Origin of the sequence: Helicobacter sp. 12S02232-10 (genome assembly GCF_002272895.1) — a bacterium.
Taxonomy (GTDB): Bacteria; Campylobacterota; Campylobacteria; order Campylobacterales; family Helicobacteraceae; genus Helicobacter_J.
The window spans coordinates 39,070-60,129 of record NZ_MLAQ01000005.1 but is presented as its reverse complement, the minus strand read 5'-3'; the positions used below and the strand labels follow the sequence as shown (position 1 = coordinate 60,129).

Here is a 21,060-nt window from a genome sequence, read left to right as displayed (position 1 = left end):
AAATTTACGCTTAAAATCCATCAACTTCACGGAGGGGGGGGGGGCATTATAAGCGTTTTTTAAAGTTCTTTTTACTTGCAGGCATATTGGCATCTTATCATCCAATGATGGCAGATTCAATCCTTCAAGACACTTTCATCAACCTAAATGGAACTACCATCGGGGATCAATATCTAGACTTTTCAAAAAACTCAAACATCACGCTTTTTTTCAACACACAAGAAAATTCACTCCCTAATAGTATCGGAAATATCGGTTATCCAAACTTGGCATATTGGAATAATGGAGGCATTATCACTGGAAATATCGATAATGCTTCTCATATCGGAAATATTGACCTTCAAAATACCGGACCTTCAGGGCTTACAATACACACAGTTGGCACACAGGAAAATCCTGCAAGCATTGGTACCATAACCAGCAATTACAATTCAGTCCTTACCCTCAATATGGAGCATACCCGATTTGCGGGTTTTACAGGATATCCAAATATTTCAGGAAATCCAGAAGTAGCAAATTTCAATTCTCTTACCATCAATGCCAAAGACTCCATTATTGAGAACAATACCAAAGATATCGACCGTGTTCAAGCAACAAATTCCGCTATAACCTTAGACCATTCGATCTGGAAACAGAAAATTAATTTCTACTACTATGAAGATAAAAATTTTATCGCATTAAAAAATCACTCTGTAATGGCACTAGGATCATCATCATACACTAATGACTTTGTCAGTTGCAATTTTATCATCGGTGCAGATGAGAACGATACCAATACCCTAAGACTCCAAAATAATGCCAAAGTCAATTTCTTAAAAGAGAGCACCATCAATGGCAAACTGCTTTTAGAAGGCTTTATTGCAGAAAATCATTCTCCAAGCCTCACTCTAATGGGTTTAGATCTAACCCTAGCAAGCGGATCTGATTATACAGGGACTTTGAAAATGCTTGACTCCTCAGCTTCTATTTACGATTCAAATCCTAAACTTGGCTCCACGCTTTCTCTATCTGAAAACGTGCGGCTTGCATTAACGCCTGATTCTATGATTAATACTTTAAAAGGGAGCTATGCAGAAGGTGAGAATGCCTTTAAAAATGCAAATACTTTTATCACCTTCGCCGATCCATCTGATCCAAGCAGATACCATATGATTCCAAGCAATGCTTTGCAACACACCTCCTATTATGGCGTGACTAATATCGAAAATTTAGATAACTTCAATGGCGGGATTTTTATTTTTGCCATCGGGGATAAAGACGCACAAGGTTACCACTCTGATAAAATCATCATCAATGCTGCGACCAACTCAAGCAATAATATCTTAGCACCCAAACCACTCCCTAATGCCAAACTCCCTGAAGATTTTCTGTATGATCATAAAATCCTGATTGCTTCAGTAAAAAATGTGGTTAATAATTCTTTAAGTGCATATAATGCAAATGTTTTCAAAACTGGATTGCAAAGTGTTCAAGATGGACTTTTGATCTACACTTATGATATTGAAGCCACTCAAGAGACAACCCCACAGACAACAACAATAACAACAAGTTCCGAAAAAAAGAAGCCCATCATAATAGATTCTACTCTAAAGTCCGAGCAAGAAAAACAAGGGCACTACACTAGTAGTAGTTTCTCAACATACAGCAATTACTACCTGACTGACTTGAATGGTGCAACAGCAACAAAAGATACCACCAACATTACATACAAGCCAAAGAATATACAAAATCAAGACACTCAAGATTTACAATCCCAAACACCCACAACATCTCAATCCCAAACCAAACCAAACAGCACCCAAAATCAAGACACTCAAGGAACTCAATCAAAGCAAAACACTCAAATCCAATCCCAAACACCCACAACATCTCAATCCCAATTCATCAAACAGGCAATCGCACCTACTGCACAAGCAAGTGCGATTGCCTCGGTTGTTTCTAGCTATTCCTTATTTCTATCTAATATCAATGACTTAAACAAACGCTTGGGAGAACTCAGAAATAACCCGAAATCCAAAGGGTTCTGGGCAAGAATATTTAATGGAATGAATACTTCAAACTACGCACAAGAACTTAAGAATTATTATTTTAATGTACAAGGGGGTTATGATGATTCCTTTGATTATAAAGATTCTAAGGCATACTTCGGATGGGCACTCTCTTATGGGCATAGCAATCTTAAAAGTTCTGCCACAAACGCAAAAGCGACCCCAGAGACTTCAGACATTAGCCTCAAAGGGAATTCCAATCTCATAGAATTCGGGATATATTATGCCTATGTTTCCAATCAAGGATTCTATTCAGACACAATCTTCAAAGGATCTTATATCAACAATACGATTACCTTAGAAAATAATCAAGACATTGGAACAAAAAATAATGGCATTTTAAACACCCATACACTCTCATTAGGAGAGGAATTAGGGTATAGATGGAATTTTTTGCTTCAAGAAAAACAAACCTCTAAACATTCCTTTTATATAGAACCTTCTATAGAAATGATATTGGGCTATGTGCAAGGGAATCGATTTGATGAAACAGACAAAAACGCTCGCAGTATTCAAGCCCATCTTCCTGATATTTTGGCTCTTAGAGGCAGAATCGGTGCAAATTTAGGCTATAGCTTAAAAACCCTCAAACATCAAAGCGATTTTAGAATCGGGATGTCCTATATAGGGGATAAAGCATTTAATGGGACTATCGATCTAAGCTCTGATGTATTAAATGCAGAATCCATCGTTATTCCTGCCAATCATATGGGGATTGTTTCTTTAGGGATAAATACGACCTTGAACGAATCCTTTCGAGCATATCTAGATTTAGAAGCAGGTTTTGGTGGAAAACATTTCAATCAAAATTATTTAATATCTTTGGGAGGTCGATGGGGATTTTAACAAATCCCTCAGATAATGCATAAAATATATCGAGTCAATTCAATAGACTCGATATATTAGGAATGTCGTTATGACTACAAAGAGTTTGAATAAAAGAAAGCTTATTGCATTCCTCTGTTTTAGCAATACAGCTTCTAAAAACTTTGCTTTATAATAGAATGTCTGCTAAAACACAGAGTGGAGAAACTTAAATCTTAAAAGGATTTTCAACTACTTTTTTTCTATCCACAATATAAGGGATCAAAGCCATATGTCTTGCTCGCTTAATTGCAACTTCAACGCGTTCTTGCCATTTTTTTGTATTTCCAGTCAGTCGTCTTGGCATAATCTTGTATCTTTCAGATAAAGAATGCTTTAGCATTTCAATGTCTTTATAATCGATAAATTCGATTTTTGCCTCAGTGTATTTGCAGTATCTTTTTGAATATTTTTTGCGTTCCATTTTTTATCTCCTAAAAAGGTATTTCATCTTCATCAATATTGATTTCAGGAATATTTTGCTCATACTTTTGAGCATTCATTCCACCTTGTGCGTTTTCTTTTGGTGAATAATTATTTTGGACAGGTTGAGCAGGAGAAGCTTTGGGAGAACCCTGTGTATAACTTGGTTCATAGGGTTGGTAAGCATCATCTTGAGAGGCAGAAGTTTTAGTATCAAGCATTTGCATAGACTCTGCAGTAATGGTATGTCTGCTTTTTTTAGCCCCGCTTTGATCTACCCAGCTCTCAAGAGTCAATCTGCCTTCAATCAAAATTTTTGAACCCTTGTGCAAATACTGATTAGCAACCTCTGCTGCTCTCCCAAAAAGTTTCACATCAATAAAACAAACTTCATCACCTTGTGTGCCATCTTGCTTTTTATACCTACGATTGCTTGCAAGCCCTAATGTTGCCAAAGCTGATCCGCTTGGTAAATATCGAAGCTCTACATCACGAGTTAGGTTTCCTACCATAATGACCTTATTATACATTTGATTCCCTTTGGCTTATTCTGCCTTTGGCTCGCTTGATGTTTGTGGAACTTCAGCTTCCGTCTCAGGCTTTGATTTTTCTCTTACAAGCTTTGGCTCTGGCTTTTTATTTGCCCTATCTACCAATGTTTGCCAAGATTTCTGCTCTTTTTTACTCTCGTATTTGATGACAATAAAGCGTAAAATATCCTCATTGATTCGATAAAGCCTTTCAAGCTCCAAAATCAAGCTAGGTTGTGCTTTAAAATAAATAACAAAATAATATCCGCGCTTATTTTTCTTGATCTCATAAGCAAGATTTCTCATTCCCATATCCAAGCAGGTTTCAATCATACCATCATTTTTAGTAATGGCTTCTTTGTAAAAATCAATCTTGGATTTGATTTCCTCTTCAACCAAAGTCGGCTTGAGGATAAACATTGTTTCATAATGTTTCATAAATTCTCCTTGTGGTTTAAAGCCCTTTTATATAAAATTCCAAAAAAGAGCAAGGTTTTCTTTCAAAAAATAAAAAGAAACTCTATTTTATCTGATATATGCTTGTAATTTTATTAAAAAATGCAGACTTGCATTTTTTTCACCCCTCATAGTCGCATTGCGCCATTTTCCAAATAACTCAAAAATACGCCTATACCCCTCCTCCTTAATGCGAATGGATCTAGAAGCAAGTTTTTCAACCATCATTTGAGGCGGAGCAAACCCTAAAATATCCTTAGCATTAGGCGATCCGTGACTTTTGATATAAGCAAAAAATAAAAACAACTGATAAAAATATCTCTCAAACTCACGCAAAAGTTGCAACTCTTCAAGCCCTTCTTCCTGTATTTTTTCATAAATTTCAAAAATATCTTTTTTGTTAAAAATCGCATCATAAAGATCATCAATACTCACACTACCAAGCCCATAAGAGAGCTTTTGAATATCTTCGAAAGTAATGGGAGAATCTAAAATACAAAATTTCTCCAATTCATTATAAGCAATCCCCAAATCATTATTTTGCATCCCTAAAATAACCCCCAATAAACGCTCTTCTATTGTCAAATTCAAAGCACTTGCCCTTTCTTTTAGCAATGCAATCGATTCGCGAAAATTCGGCGTAAAAAATCTTACTTCAATACCCAAAGAACCTAGAGAAGAATTTTTAAAGCTTGCACTAAGAGCCTTAAAATCCTGAGCATATTCTGCATTTGATCGCGACTCTGAACGATAAAATTCAATGATTAAAGCATTCTCTTGATTGCGAATCAATGCGTGAAGCATTTCATCTATTTCTTTTTTGGAGAGTTTTTTATCTAGTTTTAAAACGACTAAACTGACATCTCCAAACAAAGAGCTTTGCCCCAATATAGCCATCACTGCCTTAAAATCGTAATCGCTGTAATAAAATGTCGTTTTATTTGAAGATTCTGTAATTTTAAGTGCAATTTTATCGGAATAATATTTGATCAAAAATTCTGACTCCCCATAAAGCAACGTAGCTCTAGGAAGAGATTTTTGCAAAAATAAATCCAAATCCTTTTTATACATCAAGCTTTCCTAAATCCTGCCAAATATTTTTCCGCTAGCAATATCAACATCTATAATTTCTATTTGCACTCCATCAAGCTTCTTGGCTTCTATATTGTAATCTTGCACAACAATTCTTGCACCTATAATCCCCTCAATCAAAGAAACAAGCAAAGGATGATTTTCATCCATAACAATCCCCTTCAGTCTGATACCTATATTTTTTAAAGCCCATCTAGCATATTTACGATCTTTAAAATCCATCTCTATTTTTGCACTTTGTCTTTCTTGCTCATTTAAAAGTGCGCAAGAAATTCGAGTGCTTGATGCCAAATAAGCAAGCTTCTTTTCAGATTTTTTAGAGTCTGAAATGATTTGTTTGAGCATTCTATGCAAAATCAAATCACTATAGCGACGAATCGGGGAAGTAAAATGGCTATATGTTTCAAAACCTAAGCCAAAATGCCCGATATTGCAAGAAGAATAGAGTGCCTGAGACTGAGCTTTGATAATCATTTTATCAATCTGTTTTTGCATATCTTTTTTTGCAGCCTGTTTTTGGATAGAGCTGATACATTGGTGCAAATCTTTAGAAGCAGGAATAGAAAATCCCAAAGATTTCAATTCAAAAAAAAGCTCGCTTATACGATCTTGTGGAGGTCTATCGTGGATACGATAAATTCCACCCTCATTTAAATGTTCCTCCAAAAGTTGCGCTGATTGTCTGTTTGCCAAAAGCATTGCTTCTTCAACAATCATATGCGAGGGACCTGAATATAAAATATCCACATTTTGCAAAAACCCTTTAGAATCCAATTTTAATCGCAACTCATCATTAAAAAATTCATAGCCTTTCTTTAATCGCTTTGAGCGAAGCTTTTGAGCAATGGGGACAAAATCCAAAATGCTTTTTTTAACCCCTTTATCCATAGAAATTTCTTCTCCTGCAAGCAATCTATCCACATCGGTATAGCTAATATTTTTATGATTAGAGATCATTCCCTCAAACAAAGAAGCTTCCAAAACTTCAGCACTTCTCCTATGCAAACGCAACCGCCAAATGAAGGCAAGACGGATTTCATTCTCTTTGAGCGAACAAATATTTTCACTCAAATTTTTAGGGAGCATCGGGTAACTTTTATGTGGAAAATAAACGCTAAAACCCCTTTCTCTTGCGTCCATATCCAACGAAGAATCCACACTCACATATTCACTCACATCAGCGATTGCTATATAAAGACAAGAAGTCTTAGAATCAAAATAAATCGCATCATCGTGATCTTTGGCATCATCAGGATCGATCGTACAAAAAGGCAAACAGGTCAAATCCTTCCGTTCAGGAAACATTTCAGAATCCACCTTTTTACCAAAACTTTCTGCCATTATAATCGACTCTGCAGAAAAATCTGGTTTGCGACCAAAAAGAGATAAAGAAATCTTTTCATCTGTGAGCGGATCTTCCAAAGCTCCAAGAATCTCTACAATCTCTTTAGTGCGTAAATCCATACTGATGACGCAAAATCGTGGTAAAGCAAGCAAAGATTTTTGAGAAACTTTTAATTTGATGGGTTTGGCGTGAGGATTTTTAAGTTCTATAGCAAGAATTTCGCCTTTAATCTTTTTTAAATAACATAAAATTCGATTGTCTTGGGCTTGAAGCAAGGAAATAAATTCTGCCATCAATCTGCCTTTGAACCTGACAATCTTACAAAGCACAATGTCATTTTGAGAGATACCTTTTGGCAGTCTCTTGATGATCCAATCTTTTTTATCTCTGCCATCAAAGACGCAAAAAAAAGCTCTCCCTCCTCTTGAAATATCGACTTTTCCGACTAGATTACCTTCTTTAAAAGAATAAATTCCATTGTTTTTTTCGATAAGTCCTTTTTTTTGCAGATTATCAATGAATGCCCCGTATTTTTTGGGAATGATTTTTATTCCATAGGCAAGCTGAAAAAGAAATTCTTTCATTTATAAAATAAATTTCATCTTTTTGGCAATTGATTGGCGCGGAACCCGATGGGCGCAAAATAACTCAAAAGCCAAAACAGCTTGTTCAATCAACATATCTTTACCATCTTTACAAGAAATACCCGAAGTTTTTGCAAGCTCCAAAAATGGCGTAGAAATTCCATAAATTAAATCATAAGCCATTTTTGAAAATTTAAACAGATGAGAAAGCTTCTCAAGAGGCAGAGGCAAAAAAATATCTTTAAGTCCTGCAGGTGTCGCATTAACGATCAAATCAAAAGCTCTTGGTAAAAACTCATCGGTCTCATAGCACTCAAAACCTTCTTTAATAAAAGACTCCAGACGCTTTTTTGAGCGATTCACTAAGCTTGTCTCAATCCCCTTATGCCTTAAAATATAAGCAAGCGCCTTTGCACTCCCGCCTGCCCCAATGATAAGGGCATTTTTAAAGCCATAAGAAACAATCGTTTGATAAAATCCCTCCGCATCGGTATTGTAACCTACCAATTGCCCATCCTCAAGCACAAGAGTATTTACAGAACCGATTTCTTTAGCAATGCCTCTAACCATATCGCTTTGATAGTAAGCATCTTCTTTAAAAGGAACGGTGACATTAGCCCCATACAAACCCAAATCAAAAAAAGTCTGCCTCAAAGCTTTGGAATCTGATAGCAAATGCCTGCCATAAAATCCAGAAAAACCTATTTCTGAAGCAAGAGTTAAAAAGGTAAAATTATGGATCAATGGAGATTTAGAATGCTCTATAGGATTCCCGAAAACACAAAACTGCTTCAATGGTTATCCTGCTTTTTAAGCAAACTAAACGATACCCAGCCATTCTTGATTTTTGCCCAACCATCTTTAACATATTCAACTTCAATAGTATTTCCTGCAACAAGCTTACCCATAATTTTTGAAGAAAGACTAGGTTCAGAGCGAATATTTACACTCTTGGGAACTACGACATAGGTTTCTAAAATACTGACATTTTTGGAATTCTCAAGAGGATTCTCTTGTTTGAGTAACTTTAAAAGCACCCAACCATCTTTGACTTTTGCCCAGCCCTCCGTTGCAAATTCGACCTCAACTTTTTGATTTTGGAAAAGTTTCCCTACAATACCTGACAAAGTATTGGGAGATTGGCGGATATTGATGACTTTAGGCAAAACAATATACATTTCAGTTTTAGTATCTGCACTTAAAATATTAGGATTTTGAATCGGGAGAGAAGCTTCTTCAGATACATCTGATTGAAGATTTTGTCCGTTTTCATCTGTCTTTAAAGACTGCTTAGAATCCTCAACAAGCGGTTTAACAACTTTTTCTTCAGTATCTTGTGCGATAATCTTGCTTACGGGTTCTGAGACAGAAAAACGATCCTGATCATTTGTCCCCACAAAAATAATATAATACAGACCGAACCCAAAAAATAAAGCCAAAACAGGCACTGTATATAATTTAAAAAAAGACTTGATATTCATTATGCCCGATTTATTCCCATTATATTAATTTTACTCCATTTCCATAATTGACAACTTCGCCTATCTGATACCCGTCTGTATTTTCACAGATATAAGATAAATTTTGCTTTGGAATGATCCCTATCATTCCAACCCCCATATTAAAAACCCTATAAGCTTCTTTTTCTTCAAGATTTTCTTTTAGTATATCAAAAATTGGCAAAGTTTTAATAAGACCTTTACTAATCTCTGCACCCAATCCCTCAGGCAACGCTCTAGGTAAATTCTCAAGAATACCCCCTCCTGTGATATGAGCAAGAGCATAGATTTTATCTTTGATTTTTCCATAAATATCAGTATAAATCCTTGTAGGGGTTAAAAGAGTTTCAATCAAAGGTTTGCCACAAAATTGATCTTGGAACTTCATCTTAAGATCCTCAAACAAAATCTTTCTGACCAAAGAATATCCATTGCTGTGTATGCCATTACTGGGGAAGGCAATCAAAATATCGCCAGAGCGTATCTGCTCCCCTTTTTTTAGATCAGATTTTTCTGCAATACCTACAGCAAACCCACATAAATCAAAATCTTTTCCGTGATACATTCCAGGCATTTCAGCAGTTTCTCCTCCAATGAGTGCGCAACCTGCTATCTTACACCCTTGTGCAATCCCTTTTATCACCTCAACAGCGCGATGATTATCGAGCTTCCCACTCGCATAATAATCCAAAAAAAACATTGGAGAAGCAAAGTTGCAAATCAAATCATTCACACACATTGCAACCAAATCAATCCCAACACTCCCAAGTCTATCTGAATCAATTGCAAGCCTCAGTTTTGTTCCCACTCCATCAGTAGCTGCCAAAATAACAGGTTCTTTAATACCTGTGGGCAATGCATAAGCACCTGCAAAAGAACCGATACCTCCGATTACGTTTTGATTAAAAGTAGCTTTCACATAAGGTTTGATCGCTTCTACAAAAGCATTACCCGCATCAATATCAACCCCGGAATCTTTGTAGGTCGTTTTACCCATTATTTTTCCTTAATGTTTATAAATACCATTTATTATATCTTTAATGGGCTCAAAACCGGCTTATTTATCCTAAAAGACTCTTAAAATCTAATGAAATTTGGGCGTATTCCAAAGATGCGCATAGTCCTAGAACAACAATTCTTTGGAATATCAAAACAAATTAAGCCATCCCTTTGTTTTTGTATCATTAATAAAGCAAAATATCAAATAGGTAAAACCCGAATATTTTTATCTAAATTTTCCTGCAAAACATTTTCAATTGCAAATAATGTTCCTGTCGATGCACTTGCACACCCATTGCAAGCACCCATATAACGGATATATATATCAATATACCCATCACTAGTATCTTTAATATCAATAATCTCCATATTGCCACCATCCATCATCAACATTGGTCTAACCGTGTCATCAATTGTTTTATCAACAGCTTTGACTTTTTGCACCATTGTCATTTCTTTGAATGGAAGCTCACCACTAGCAGATTTTTGGATATTTTCTTTGAGTTTCTCTGCTTCCATTTCTGCCCTGACATCTCTTAGAATATCAACCAAATAATATTTTCGCTCTTCGTGACCACCGGGCTTTATACAGCTTTTACAAAAAGCACCAGCCTTGGTATAATTTGTAATCTCCTCAACCGTTTTAAGATCATTGAGCTTGATAACTTCTCTAATGGTACTTAAACTTACACGCGCGCATTCACAAACAATAATCTCATTTTCAAAATCCTCTTCATTCTTGCCCAAATAAATGCCTGCAGCTTTTTTAATGACATCATAAGCCATTACCGAACAGTGCATTTTTTGCCCTGGTACTGCAGGAGTATCAGGATCATCTCTTAAGGCGTGTTCAACATCTAAATTAGTAATCTTAACAGCATCTTGGACTTTTTTGCCCAAACAAAGTTCAGCCATCATATCTGAACTTGCTATCGCTGTCCCACAACCAAAACTTTTAAACTTCGCATCAATGATCACATCATTTTTATCTACAAGCCAATACAACCTGACTGCATCGCCACAAGCTTCCGCCCCATAATCAGCAACAACCAATTTTGCATCTTTAACTTTTGCATCATCTTCTGTAAGGACTCCCAAATGTGTGGGATTATCCATCCTTTGACTGACCTTATTTGAATACGCATCCCACAATGCGCCTCCGATTAAATCATTCTTTGCCATTGTTCTTCCTTTGCAAATAACTATTTATTCTTTGTATTAAGCCCCATAAGAGCTTGAAATATTTCTTAATCTTTGAATTGCTTTTTTAAAAACTTCAATCGTATAATCAATCTCTTCCTCAGTATTAAAACGACTTAAAGAGAGTCTTATGGCCGTATGAGCAAGTTCTTTGTCCGCACCGATGGCAACCATCACGGGATTAGCCTCAAGATCTTCGCTCGCACACGCACTCCCTGTAGAAGCAGCGATACCAGCTTTATTTAAATCCCAAAGCATTGCTTCTCCCTCAATACCTCGCACACTTATAAGTGTCGTATTGGGGACACGATGCAAACGATCGCCAATCACAAAAACATCATCCATTTCAAGTAAAGCATCTTCAAGCTTATTGCGCAAACGCCCGATCACTTCTTTTTCATAATCCAAGAAATCGCAGGCTAATTTCATTGCCTCTCCCATTCCGATAATATAAGGAACATTCAGTGTCCCACTACGTCTCCCACGCATATGCTCTCCGCCGTGTAACAACGGAGTAAGAGGGACTCCTGATCGGATATAAAGAGCACCTATGCCCTTAGGTCCGTGAAATTTATGGGCTGAAAAAGACAAGAAATCCACATTTGCCCGCACCACATCTACAGGTATCTTTCCGATAGCCTGAACAGCATCAGTATGAAAAAGCACACCTTTTTCCTTGCAAATTGCTCCGATTTCTTCGATGGGAAAAATCAATCCTGTTTCATTATTTGCCCACATAATACTGACCAAAGCTGTCTTTGGAGTAATGGCCTCTCTGACTTGCTCAGCAGAAATAATACCATTTTGACTGATGGGCAAATAAGTGACTTCCACTCCCAAAGTTTCTAAAAATTTGCAAGTTGCCCCTACAGCAGGATGTTCGACTTCTGTAGTAACAATATGATTTTTTTTGCCTGTGTAAATTTCATCAAAATACACACCTTTTAACACCCAGTTATTGCTTTCAGTTGCACAAGAAGTAACGATAATATCATCTTCGTTGCGCGCGTTGATTCCTTCATAAAGCTTATCAAACGCATCAGCAATCGCAGGATGAATCTCTGTCCCAAATTTATGCAGCGAATTGGGATTGCCGTAGTGATCACAAAAGTAAGGATCCATAAGAGCCTTTACTTTTGGATCGACCATAGTTGTTGCATTATTGTCCAGATAAATCCGTCTTTGCATTTTCATCTCCTAAATAAATATAACGATTGCAAAACAAAACTTATAATTGTTCGATTTTTTTAAGGTGTTTTGTTTGGCAGAATCTACAAATAAAAATCTTTCAAAAAGTTTAAATTATATTAAGGAAAGAATTTTACATCATATTTATTAACTTTTGCACACTCTCTCCATAGGGTATATTTTCATTTTCATCTTGAGTAATAAAATCCTCCATTAGGCTTTTTTTCTCCATCGCTTCATCCAATTCAGCATCAAAACCTTTTTGATAAGATCCAATGCGAATGAGGATTTCATTTTCTTTCAAAAGAGCATAAAAACGACGAAATTTTCTTGCGGCCTCTTTGTGTTTATCATCAATGATTTCCCCACTAAGCCTAGAGGCAGAATTTAGCACATTAATCGGGGGAAAAATACCATAATCAGTCAGCTCTCTGCTTAAGACAATATGCCCATCCAAAATACTCCTAGCCTGATCAGCAATCGGATCAGAAAGATCATCACCCTCCACCAAAACCGTAAAAAAAGCTGTGATCGAACCTTTTCCTTCCTCTTTCCCTGCTCTCTCCATCAGTTGCGGCAATAAGGCAAGTACTGAAGGCGGGTAACCCTTACTTGTCGGGGGCTCTCCAAGTGCTAATCCGATTTCTCGTTGTGCCATTGCAAAGCGGGTTATTGAATCCATCATAAAAAGCACATCTCTACCTTGATTTTTAAAATACTCTGCGACCGTCATCGCACAAAATGCCCCATATTTACGCATCAAAGCCGAATCATCACTTGTAGCCACAATCAAAACCGTATCTTTCAAATCCCCGTTTAGATTTTTTCGGATAAATTCAGGAACCTCCCTGCCCCTTTCTCCAATCAGGGCAATTACTTTAACAGGAGCAAGGCAGCCTTTAACAATCATCCCCATTAAAGTCGATTTTCCCACTCCGCTGCCGGCAAAAATACCCATTTTCTGACCCTTACCACAAGTAAGAAGTCCATCAATGCTTTTAACTCCTACGCTAAAAACCTCATCAATAAGCCCTCGTTTCATCGGCTTGATTGGCGGGGCGATCACAGAGGCAAAAGAAACATCTTCTAAAGGCCCTTGTTCATCAATAGGATTTCCTAAAGGATCAAGAACTCTGCCTAACAAATTTTCTCCCACAGGAAAAACTAAACCTTTCTTCTGAAGCACAACCTTATCCCCAGTCTTATAACCATCGATAAAAGAAAAGGGTGTAAATCCAAATGTATCAACCTCGCTTATTGTTACCATTCCTAGGCATTCTACCCCATCAAAACGCTCAATTTTTACAATATCTCCTACTGATGGCGTGAGACCATCGGCATAGACGATATTAGGAGATATTTTTCTGATTGTGCCATATCTTGGTGAAAGATTGATATTTTGACTTAATTTTACTCTGAGTTTTTCAAGCGACATAAAGACCCTTAGGATTTTGCTTTTTTATTAAAGGATTTTTTGTTAGAATACAGAAATTATACTTTAATTTGCTAAGGAATTCTATGGATTTAGAAACAAAAAAAATAAACTCCGCAAATGCGTCGGTAAATGCCAAGCTGCTTTTAAAAGACCTCGAAAGCAAACTCAACAAAGTAGCGACTAAAATATCTAAAACACTCAAATTAGATGGATTCCGAAAAGGAAAGGTTCCTTTAAATATCATAAAAACTAGATACAAAGACAACATAGAGCAAGATGCTCAAAAAGAAGCTGTGGAAGAAATCCTCCAAGCTGCCCTCAAAGAATTAGGCATTGATTCTAAAGACGTTATCGGCGATCCTATCATTACAAAATTTGATAAAAAAGACGACTTCATTGATCTGGAAATCAAAATAAGCCTCAAACCTGAACTGAAGCTTGATGCAGTTCCTTTGTGCATTCCTGATGTGAAGTTAAAAGAGATTGAAGAAAAGCAAATCAAAGAAAGATTAGAAGAAATTGCCAAAGCAAAAGCACCCTTGATTGAAGCCAAAAAAGAAAAAGAACTTGCAGAAAATGATATTGCCAACATCAACTTTGAAGGCTTTATCAATGGCGAAGCTTTTGAAGGTGGAAAAGCCGAAAATTTTGATCTGACAATCGGAAGTGGTCAGTTCATACCTGGATTTGAAAAAGCCCTCATCGGATTAAAAAGCGGAGAAGAAAAAGAAATTCACGTCACGTTTCCAGAAAGTTATCAAGCAGAGAATTTAGCGGGAAAACCTGCGATTTTTAAAGTCAAACTAAACAAAATCCAAGTCAAAGATAAGACAAAAATTGATGAAGAATTCATAAAATCCCTATTACCTGAAGAAAAAAATCCATCTATAGAACTTCTGAATAAAAAAATCAAAGAACAGCTTGCCCTTGAAGAAAAAACAAAGCTTTATAATGAAGAGCTTAAAGAACAATTGATTGAGAATCTTGACAAAAAGATTCATTTCGATCTTCCAGACTTAATCATAGAGCAAGAAATGGATTTGCTTTTTAGGAATTCATTAAATATCCTTGATCCCAAAGAACTTGAAGAGCTTAAATCAGACCCTAAGAAAGCTCAGGAAAAACGCGAAAGCTTCCGAGAAGATGCTAAAAAAAGCGTAAAAATAACCTTTATCGTGGATGCTCTAGCCAAACAAGAAAACATTAGCGTCGAAGATAACGAAGTATTTCAAACTATCTATTATGAGTCAATGATGAATCGCCAGAATCCAAAAGATGTCATTGAATACTACAAACAAAATAATATGCTTCCAGCCATAAAAATGGCAATGGTGGAAGACAAGATACTTGCTCATCTTTTAGATAAAAAGTTTGAAGAAACTTCAAAAACAAAATCTTCAAAAGAGGCGACTACTCCAGAATCTCCCTCTTCAAAGACACAAAAATCTGTTAAAAAACCAAAACCCAAGGCGGAGTAATGAATTATATTCCTTATGTAATCGAAAAAACCGGTAGAGGAGAGAGAAGTTATGATATTTACTCACGACTTCTTAAAGATCGTATCATTCTCTTAAGCGGAGAAATCGATGATGCAGTGGCCTCTTCTATAGTAGCGCAGCTGTTATTTTTAGAGGCTGAAGACCCTGAAAAAGATATTAATCTTTACATCAATTCTCCTGGAGGTGTCATCACAAGTGCATTCAGTATTTATGACACGATGAATTATATCCGCCCCGACATTTGCACAATCTGTATCGGACAAGCCGCTTCAGCAGGTGCTTTTCTTTTAAGTTGTGGGACAAAAGGCAAAAGATATTCATTGCCTCACTCTAGGATTATGATCCATCAACCTCTAGGAGGGGCTCAAGGGCAAGCCACAGATATTGAAATTCAAGCCAAAGAAATCTTACGTCTTAAAAGTATTTTGAATGAAATTATGGCTAAAAATACTTCTCAGACACTCAAAAAAATCTCTCAAGATACCGAAAGAGATTTTTTTATGAGCGCACAAGAAGCCAAAGAATATGGTATTATTGATAAAGTTCTTGAAAAAAGTCTAAAATGAAATTGAAGAGGCTCTAATGGGAAAAATAAAAGAAGAAACCCCTGAATTTGGAAGCAATATTTTCTTTGGAAAACTAGATCCTGAAATTCCCCAATCAAATGAAAATAATAGTGAATATATTCTTGAGGATCAAGTAGCAGGAAAAGCAAACGAAATTGCCCAAGATACCTTAAAAAAGCTTGAAGAAGAAGATCTTCCTCCACTTCCAGCAAATTATCAGCTTTATTTTGAACGCTTGCTTGAAAAAGAAGAATCTTCTTTTAAAGAAAAAATTCAAAACGTTATGGATCTCCAATCCATTGGCGAAGATCGTGCTATTTCTTTTGAAAAAAATATGGAAGATGGGTTTAAAAATATCAAACAAATCCTAGATATCATTGCAGTGCTTTATAAAAACTTACAATTAATGCAAACTATCACTGATAAACACACCAAAAATATTGAAAAAATTGATAACAAAATAGCTCTTTCAAATGCTATTGCTATTTTTGTAAAAGATATTGACAAAATCAATTCCATCACTTCATCACAGCTCTCTCAAATCAAAGATCTTTATCAAAAAACTGCTAAAGTTATTTCAGATATCAACCAAAATACAATTTATGATTCGCGTTTTGGAATTTATAACAAACGCTATTTTATAAGCTTGATTGAAAAAGAAACCAAACTAATGGAGGAATTTACCCATTCCTCAAGTGTTTTAGTAATGGCATTATCTAAAAAAATCCAACAAGACATTGACAAAAAATCAACCCAAATGATTCTGCTCAAAAATATTGCAAAATTACTTTTAAAAACTTCAAGAAGAAGCGATATTATCGGGTATCTTGGAGATGGAATATTTGGTATCGGATTAAAATACTCTGACCTTGAAAGTGCCATAAAAGCAGCAGATAGATTCATTAACTCCGTAAGAACAACAAACATATTTTTGGGAGATAGAGATATTTCCCTAAATGTCTCTGTAGGAATTGCCAAAATTTCTCCCCAAAGAAATTCTGAAGAATCCTTAAATTCAGCTCTTTCTGCCTTAACAATGGCTCTTGATGAGAAGATGGATTATAAAATTTTTCCACAGGATGAGGAATAATGGCTATTTTAGAAGTTCTAAAATATCCCAATCCAACACTCAGAAAAATATCCCAAGAAGTCAAAAATTTTGATGAAGATTTACATCGCCTTTTAGATAATATGTATGAAACAATGAATTCAAAAAATGGGGTCGGACTTGCTGCCATTCAAGTAGGAGTCCAAAAACGAGTGCTTCTTATCAATATCCCTAGAGATGATAATGAACAATATCAAGAAGATCTCCTTGAAATCATCAATCCTGTATTTTTGAAAAAAGAAGGCTCTCTAAAATGGAACGAAGGTTGTTTATCTATACCTGAGTTTTATGAAGAAATTGATCGATTTGAAAAAATTACCCTTGCTTATCAAGATCGCTTCGGAAATAAAAAAATACTTCAGGGTGAAGGTCTTTTAAGCATTGCTATCCAGCACGAAATCGACCATCTTAATGGGATTTTATTCGTTGATAAACTTCCTATCTTGAAACGCAAAAAATTTGAAAAAGAACTCAAAAAAATCCAAAAGGAATCCAAATAATCTCTCAAAAAGCATTCAAAAATGGTTAATAAAATTTTATGCGCTACTAAGTCTGGAATATCTGCAAAAATTGTCGAAGTCGAAGTAACGTTTAGTCGATCGCTTCCTGGATTTGTAATTTCAGGTCTTGTAAATAATGCCATTCAAGAAGCAAGACAAAGAATCCATTCAGCCCTCCAAAATAACGGCTTCTCTTTCCCTCCCTTAAAAATCATTGTCAATCTATCGCCATCAGATCTCCCTAAAAATGGCAGTCATTTCGATCTACCAATTGCAATTTTAATCGTCTTACAAAAAGAAAACATTGCACCTAAAAAATGGTTTGCATTTGGCGAACTAGGTCTTGATGGCAAAATAAAATACAACGACAATATCTATCCTCTACTTCTTGACATAGCTCTTTTATCACCACAAGCAAACGTGATTGTGCCAAAAGGAGGCAAAGATTTGTTTTGCTTGATTCCAAATTTAAATTTCTATTATGCCGATCATATTAACGAAGCCTTAGAGATCATCAAACAAGAAGATCCAGTCCCTGATACCTATTCTAAAGATTTGGGTTTTGCCTCCTTTGAAATTAAAAACGAACGCTACTATTATCCAAATGATTTTGAACTTGACTTTTCTGAAGTCAAAGGTCAAAAAATTGCCAAAAGAGCAGCCTTAATAGCTGCAAGCGGTTTTCATAACATCATTTTTGAAGGCAGTCCGGGATGTGGCAAAAGTATGATTGCAAAACGAATGAAATATATCTTGCCCCCACTCACAATCAAAGATATGATCAACTCTGTCAAACTCCAAACTCTTAGCGGGCAAGAAGCTTGCTATAGTCCCTTACGAAGCTTTAGAAATCCCCATCAAAACGCTTCAAAATCAAGCATCTTAGGTTCTGCAACCCAAACAGATTCTAAACCTGGGGAAATCGCTTTAGCACACAATGGAATTTTATTTTTTGACGAACTGCCTCATTTTAAAAAAGATATTCTTGAGTCTCTGCGCGAACCATTGGAAAATAATCAGCTTATTGTCTCTAGAGTTCATAGTAAAATCCAATATGACACTTCTTTTCTCTTCATAGGGGCGCAAAATCCCTGTCCCTGCGGAAATCTCTTAAGCAAGCACAAAACTTGTCGCTGCCAAGATAAAGAAATTATCTCTTATAAAAATCGTTTGAGCGAGCCCTTTATGGATCGGATTGATTTATTTGTCCAAATGAATGAAACGGAAGAAAATGCCAAACCAAGCATTTCTTCCAAAGAAATGCAACAACAAGTTTTTAATGCTTTCAAAATCCAAATATTGCGAGGACAAAAAAATCTTAATGGTAAATTAGATGAAAAAGAAATCAATCGCTTCTGTGTGCTTGAATCTGATGCTCAAAATCTTCTTTCTCAAGCAATTTCTCGATTTGGATTTTCAGAACGCTCCGTAAATAAAATCAAAAAGCTTTCTAGGACGATTGCAGATTTGGAAAATAATGAAACGATTAAAAAAAATCATATTCTTGAAGCTTTAAGCTACAGAAGATCTTGATAATTCTAGTCATATTTCCAACAATCCTAAACTTTTTTGATTGAAAATTTAAAGCAATAAGTTTATATTGTTTTAAACAAATTTGTGTTAAATTGACGACTTAATATGATAGTATAATAATAGTTATCATTTTTTTGAGGTTAAAATGCAAAAGTATTACATCCAAGATATAGGTTGCGTAGATAGTGCTGAAAAAATAGAACGCGAACTCCAAAAGTTGCCCTATGTTAAAAGCGTTCGAGTTTCTTTTAGCACAAATACTCTTTTTTTAGAAACTAGTGATTTTGAAAAAACGCGAGATTTTCTTAAAAAACTCAATCTTGAAATTTCTCCTATCCAAGAAAAAGTCGAGTCGAAAAAAATCAGTTTTTTGCCTATCATCAGTATTATTGTTTTATTTTTTGCAGGAATTCTTCTACTCCACTTTTCAGACTTGAAATCTCTGCATATCCTCGCTTATATTTTACTTGGAGGCGTTTATCTTTACTCTGGAAAAGAAGTTTTTTTAGGGGCTTATCATAATTTTAAAAGAGGACAAATTTTTGATGAAAATGTATTGATGCTCTCAGCCACAATCGCAGCCTTTTTTATCGGAGCTTATGAGGAAGCAGTATCAGTAATGGTATTTTTTGCCGCAGGAGAATTTTTACAAGATTTTGCTGTCTCTCGATCAAAAAATTCTATCAAAGCCCTCCTTGATGTAGCCCCAAATGTTGCTTATATCAAACAAAATGACAAAATCATTCAAACAACTCCACAGCAACTCAAAATCAATGATATTTTAATCGTAAAAGCAGGTGAAAAAATACCTACAGATGGCATCGTATTGAAAGGAAAAAGCACCCTAGATCAAAGAGCCCTTACAGGAGAATCTATCCCCTTAAGCGTTAAAGCTGGCAAAAAAGTCTTAGGGGGAAGTATCAATCTTGATGGTATGCTTGAAATTTCGGTAGAAAAACTTTATGAAGACTCTTCAGTAGCAAAAATCATTGAACTCGTTCAAACTGCTGCAAACAAAAAATCTCGGACTGAAAAATTCATCACGGTATTTGCCAAATACTATACCCCAATAGTATTTTTCATTGCCATACTAGTGGCAATACTTCCCCCATTAGCTGGATATGGAAGTTTTAATGATTGGATTTATCGGGGGTTAGTTGTTTTAATGGTAAGTTGTCCGTGTGCTTTAGTGATTTCAATACCTTTGGGTTATTTTGGAGGGATTGGTGCAGCAAGCAAAAATGGGATTCTTATCAAAGGTGCCAATAATTTGGAAACTTTAGCTCAAGTAAAAAATATTGCTTTTGATAAAACTGGTACGCTGACAAAAGGAGTATTTAAAGTTACTGAAATAGTTCCTGAGAAAGGATTTTCAAAAGAAGACATTCTAAAATATGCAAATTGCTCCCAAGCCCTCTCCAATCATCCCATTGCCATCTCCATTAAAGCAGCCTATAAAGATCATCACGTTCATCATATAGAAGAATATGAAGAAATAAGCGGGCACGGAATTAAAGCAAAATGCAATGCAGATCTTATTATTGCAGGCAATGATAAGATTTTACACAAATTCGACATTCCCCATAATCAATGTGACATTGAAGGCACTGTCGTTCATATTGCTACAAACGGAAAATATATCGGGCATATTATCATTTCTGATGAACTCAAAGATGACACCCAAAAAGGCATTCAAGAACTAAAAGATCTAGGAATTGAAAATATATGCATTTTAAGTGGGGACAACAACTATGCGACCAAAAAAGTAGCTGATATGTTGCATTGCGGCTATTATGCCAATCTTTTACCTGAAGAAAAAGCCCAAAAGTTTGAAGAATTCAAAAAATCACATCAGGGAAAAACAATCTTTGTAGGCGATGGCATCAACGATGCTCCGACTTTAGCAAGTGCAGATGCAGGTATCAGTATGGGTAGCGCAAGTGATGTGAGCAAAGAAAGCGCAGATATTATCATCACTAACAATTCAATCACATCAGTCGCAAAAGCATTTAAAATCGCCAAAAAAACAAAAAAAATCATCTGGCAAAACATTATTTTTGCCTTAGGTGTGAAAACAATTTTTATCGTGCTGGGACTTTTTGGTTTAGCAACGTTATGGGAAGCTGTTTTTGGTGATGTCGGAGTTGCTTTGATTGCATTGGCAAACGCTATGAGGGCAATGCGAGTTTAA

Annotated in this window: 18 protein-coding genes; 7 read left to right on the top strand and 11 right to left on the bottom strand. The window is 35.8% G+C overall.

Going from position 1 to position 21,060, the window contains the following annotated elements; all coding sequences use genetic code 11:
• Window positions 1-86: 86 nt before the first annotated feature.
• Entirely contained in the window at window positions 87-2,894 is a 2,808-nt protein-coding gene (locus tag BKH41_RS05230; protein WP_180762740.1) for an autotransporter outer membrane beta-barrel domain-containing protein, read from the top strand.
• A gap of 187 nt (window positions 2,895-3,081) precedes the next feature.
• Here the strand turns inward: BKH41_RS05230 and rpsR are convergent, their stop codons facing one another.
• From rpsR to fliI, 11 genes are all read right to left on the bottom strand, one after another.
• Entirely contained in the window at window positions 3,082-3,336 is a 255-nt protein-coding gene (rpsR, locus tag BKH41_RS05225) for a 30S ribosomal protein S18 (protein ID WP_095297682.1), read from the bottom strand.
• A 10-nt stretch (window positions 3,337-3,346) separates the two neighbouring features.
• Window positions 3,347-3,865, bottom strand: coding sequence for a single-stranded DNA-binding protein (locus tag BKH41_RS05220; protein WP_095297680.1), 519 nt, complete (start codon window positions 3,863-3,865; stop codon window positions 3,347-3,349).
• A 15-nt stretch (window positions 3,866-3,880) separates the two neighbouring features.
• A complete protein-coding gene (gene rpsF, locus BKH41_RS05215; protein WP_095297678.1) occupies window positions 3,881-4,303 on the bottom strand; it encodes a 30S ribosomal protein S6 in 423 nt (140 codons plus the stop codon).
• 87 nt (window positions 4,304-4,390) lie between these two features.
• Entirely contained in the window at window positions 4,391-5,392 is a 1,002-nt protein-coding gene (holA, locus tag BKH41_RS05210; RefSeq protein ID WP_095297676.1) for a DNA polymerase III subunit delta, read from the bottom strand.
• 9 nt (window positions 5,393-5,401) lie between these two features.
• Entirely contained in the window at window positions 5,402-7,342 is a 1,941-nt protein-coding gene (locus BKH41_RS05205) for a ribonuclease R family protein (RefSeq protein WP_095297674.1), read from the bottom strand.
• Window positions 7,343-8,137: a shikimate dehydrogenase gene (locus BKH41_RS05200; protein WP_095297672.1), complete on the bottom strand. Its 795-nt coding sequence runs from the start codon at window positions 8,135-8,137 to the stop codon at window positions 7,343-7,345.
• Window positions 8,134-8,823 (bottom strand): SH3 domain-containing protein, encoded by a 690-nt coding sequence (locus BKH41_RS05195; RefSeq protein WP_095297670.1) that lies wholly within the window; start codon window positions 8,821-8,823, stop codon window positions 8,134-8,136. Before BKH41_RS05195 ends, BKH41_RS05200 begins: the two co-directional genes overlap by 4 nt.
• A gap of 19 nt (window positions 8,824-8,842) precedes the next feature.
• Window positions 8,843-9,838, bottom strand: a complete 996-nt coding sequence (purM, locus tag BKH41_RS05190; RefSeq protein WP_095297668.1) for a phosphoribosylformylglycinamidine cyclo-ligase — start codon at window positions 9,836-9,838, stop codon at window positions 8,843-8,845.
• A gap of 203 nt (window positions 9,839-10,041) precedes the next feature.
• Window positions 10,042-11,022: an iron-sulfur cluster assembly scaffold protein gene (locus tag BKH41_RS05185; protein WP_095297666.1), complete on the bottom strand. Its 981-nt coding sequence runs from the start codon at window positions 11,020-11,022 to the stop codon at window positions 10,042-10,044.
• 36 nt (window positions 11,023-11,058) lie between these two features.
• Entirely contained in the window at window positions 11,059-12,228 is a 1,170-nt protein-coding gene (locus BKH41_RS05180) for a NifS family cysteine desulfurase (protein WP_095297664.1), read from the bottom strand.
• Between the two features lie 133 nt (window positions 12,229-12,361).
• The gene (gene fliI / locus BKH41_RS05175; RefSeq protein ID WP_095297662.1) at window positions 12,362-13,663 is read right to left on the bottom strand and encodes a flagellar protein export ATPase FliI; all 1,302 of its coding nucleotides are present in this window, start codon (window positions 13,661-13,663) and stop codon (window positions 12,362-12,364) included.
• An 83-nt stretch (window positions 13,664-13,746) separates the two neighbouring features.
• Between fliI and tig the strand changes: the two genes are divergently transcribed.
• The 6 genes from tig (at window position 13,747) to BKH41_RS05145 (ending at window position 21,060) form a co-directional block, all read left to right on the top strand.
• Entirely contained in the window at window positions 13,747-15,141 is a 1,395-nt protein-coding gene (tig, locus tag BKH41_RS05170; RefSeq protein WP_095297660.1) for a trigger factor, read from the top strand.
• Complete coding sequence (clpP, locus tag BKH41_RS05165; protein WP_095297658.1) at window positions 15,141-15,728, top strand: ATP-dependent Clp endopeptidase proteolytic subunit ClpP; 588 nt, start codon at window positions 15,141-15,143, stop codon at window positions 15,726-15,728. The genes tig and clpP overlap by 1 nt, the downstream gene beginning before the upstream one ends.
• Before the next feature lie 16 nt (window positions 15,729-15,744).
• Entirely contained in the window at window positions 15,745-16,818 is a 1,074-nt protein-coding gene (locus BKH41_RS05160; RefSeq protein WP_095297656.1) for a diguanylate cyclase, read from the top strand.
• On the top strand, window positions 16,818-17,336 hold the full coding sequence (gene def / locus BKH41_RS05155; protein WP_095297654.1) for a peptide deformylase: 519 nt from the start codon (window positions 16,818-16,820) through the stop codon (window positions 17,334-17,336). Before BKH41_RS05160 ends, def begins: the two co-directional genes overlap by 1 nt.
• Before the next feature lie 21 nt (window positions 17,337-17,357).
• Window positions 17,358-18,869 carry a YifB family Mg chelatase-like AAA ATPase gene (locus BKH41_RS05150; protein WP_095297652.1) on the top strand — a complete coding sequence of 504 codons (1,512 nt, stop codon included), beginning with the start codon at window positions 17,358-17,360 and terminating at the stop codon, window positions 18,867-18,869.
• Between the two features lie 145 nt (window positions 18,870-19,014).
• Entirely contained in the window at window positions 19,015-21,060 is a 2,046-nt protein-coding gene (locus tag BKH41_RS05145; protein WP_095297650.1) for a heavy metal translocating P-type ATPase, read from the top strand.

What these genes read in the sequence shown, in the direction of transcription:
- BKH41_RS05145 (WP_095297650.1), top strand. Translation starts at nt 19,015, where the DNA reads ATGCAAAAGTATTACATCCAAGATATAGGTTGCGTAGATAGTGCTGAA.
- clpP (WP_095297658.1), top strand. Translation starts at nt 15,141, where the DNA reads ATGAATTATATTCCTTATGTAATCGAAAAAACCGGTAGAGGAGAGAGA.
- BKH41_RS05160 (WP_095297656.1), top strand. Translation starts at nt 15,745, where the DNA reads ATGGGAAAAATAAAAGAAGAAACCCCTGAATTTGGAAGCAATATTTTC.
- purM (WP_095297668.1), bottom strand. Translation starts at nt 9,838, where the DNA reads ATGGGTAAAACGACCTACAAAGATTCCGGGGTTGATATTGATGCGGGT.
- BKH41_RS05205 (WP_095297674.1), bottom strand. Translation starts at nt 7,342, where the DNA reads ATGAAAGAATTTCTTTTTCAGCTTGCCTATGGAATAAAAATCATTCCC.
- rpsF (WP_095297678.1), bottom strand. Translation starts at nt 4,303, where the DNA reads ATGAAACATTATGAAACAATGTTTATCCTCAAGCCGACTTTGGTTGAA.
- def (WP_095297654.1), top strand. Translation starts at nt 16,818, where the DNA reads ATGGCTATTTTAGAAGTTCTAAAATATCCCAATCCAACACTCAGAAAA.
- tig (WP_095297660.1), top strand. Translation starts at nt 13,747, where the DNA reads ATGGATTTAGAAACAAAAAAAATAAACTCCGCAAATGCGTCGGTAAAT.
- BKH41_RS05180 (WP_095297664.1), bottom strand. Translation starts at nt 12,228, where the DNA reads ATGCAAAGACGGATTTATCTGGACAATAATGCAACAACTATGGTCGAT.
- BKH41_RS05220 (WP_095297680.1), bottom strand. Translation starts at nt 3,865, where the DNA reads ATGTATAATAAGGTCATTATGGTAGGAAACCTAACTCGTGATGTAGAG.
- fliI (WP_095297662.1), bottom strand. Translation starts at nt 13,663, where the DNA reads ATGTCGCTTGAAAAACTCAGAGTAAAATTAAGTCAAAATATCAATCTT.
- holA (WP_095297676.1), bottom strand. Translation starts at nt 5,392, where the DNA reads ATGTATAAAAAGGATTTGGATTTATTTTTGCAAAAATCTCTTCCTAGA.
- BKH41_RS05195 (WP_095297670.1), bottom strand. Translation starts at nt 8,823, where the DNA reads ATGAATATCAAGTCTTTTTTTAAATTATATACAGTGCCTGTTTTGGCT.
- BKH41_RS05150 (WP_095297652.1), top strand. Translation starts at nt 17,358, where the DNA reads ATGGTTAATAAAATTTTATGCGCTACTAAGTCTGGAATATCTGCAAAA.
- rpsR (WP_095297682.1), bottom strand. Translation starts at nt 3,336, where the DNA reads ATGGAACGCAAAAAATATTCAAAAAGATACTGCAAATACACTGAGGCA.
- BKH41_RS05185 (WP_095297666.1), bottom strand. Translation starts at nt 11,022, where the DNA reads ATGGCAAAGAATGATTTAATCGGAGGCGCATTGTGGGATGCGTATTCA.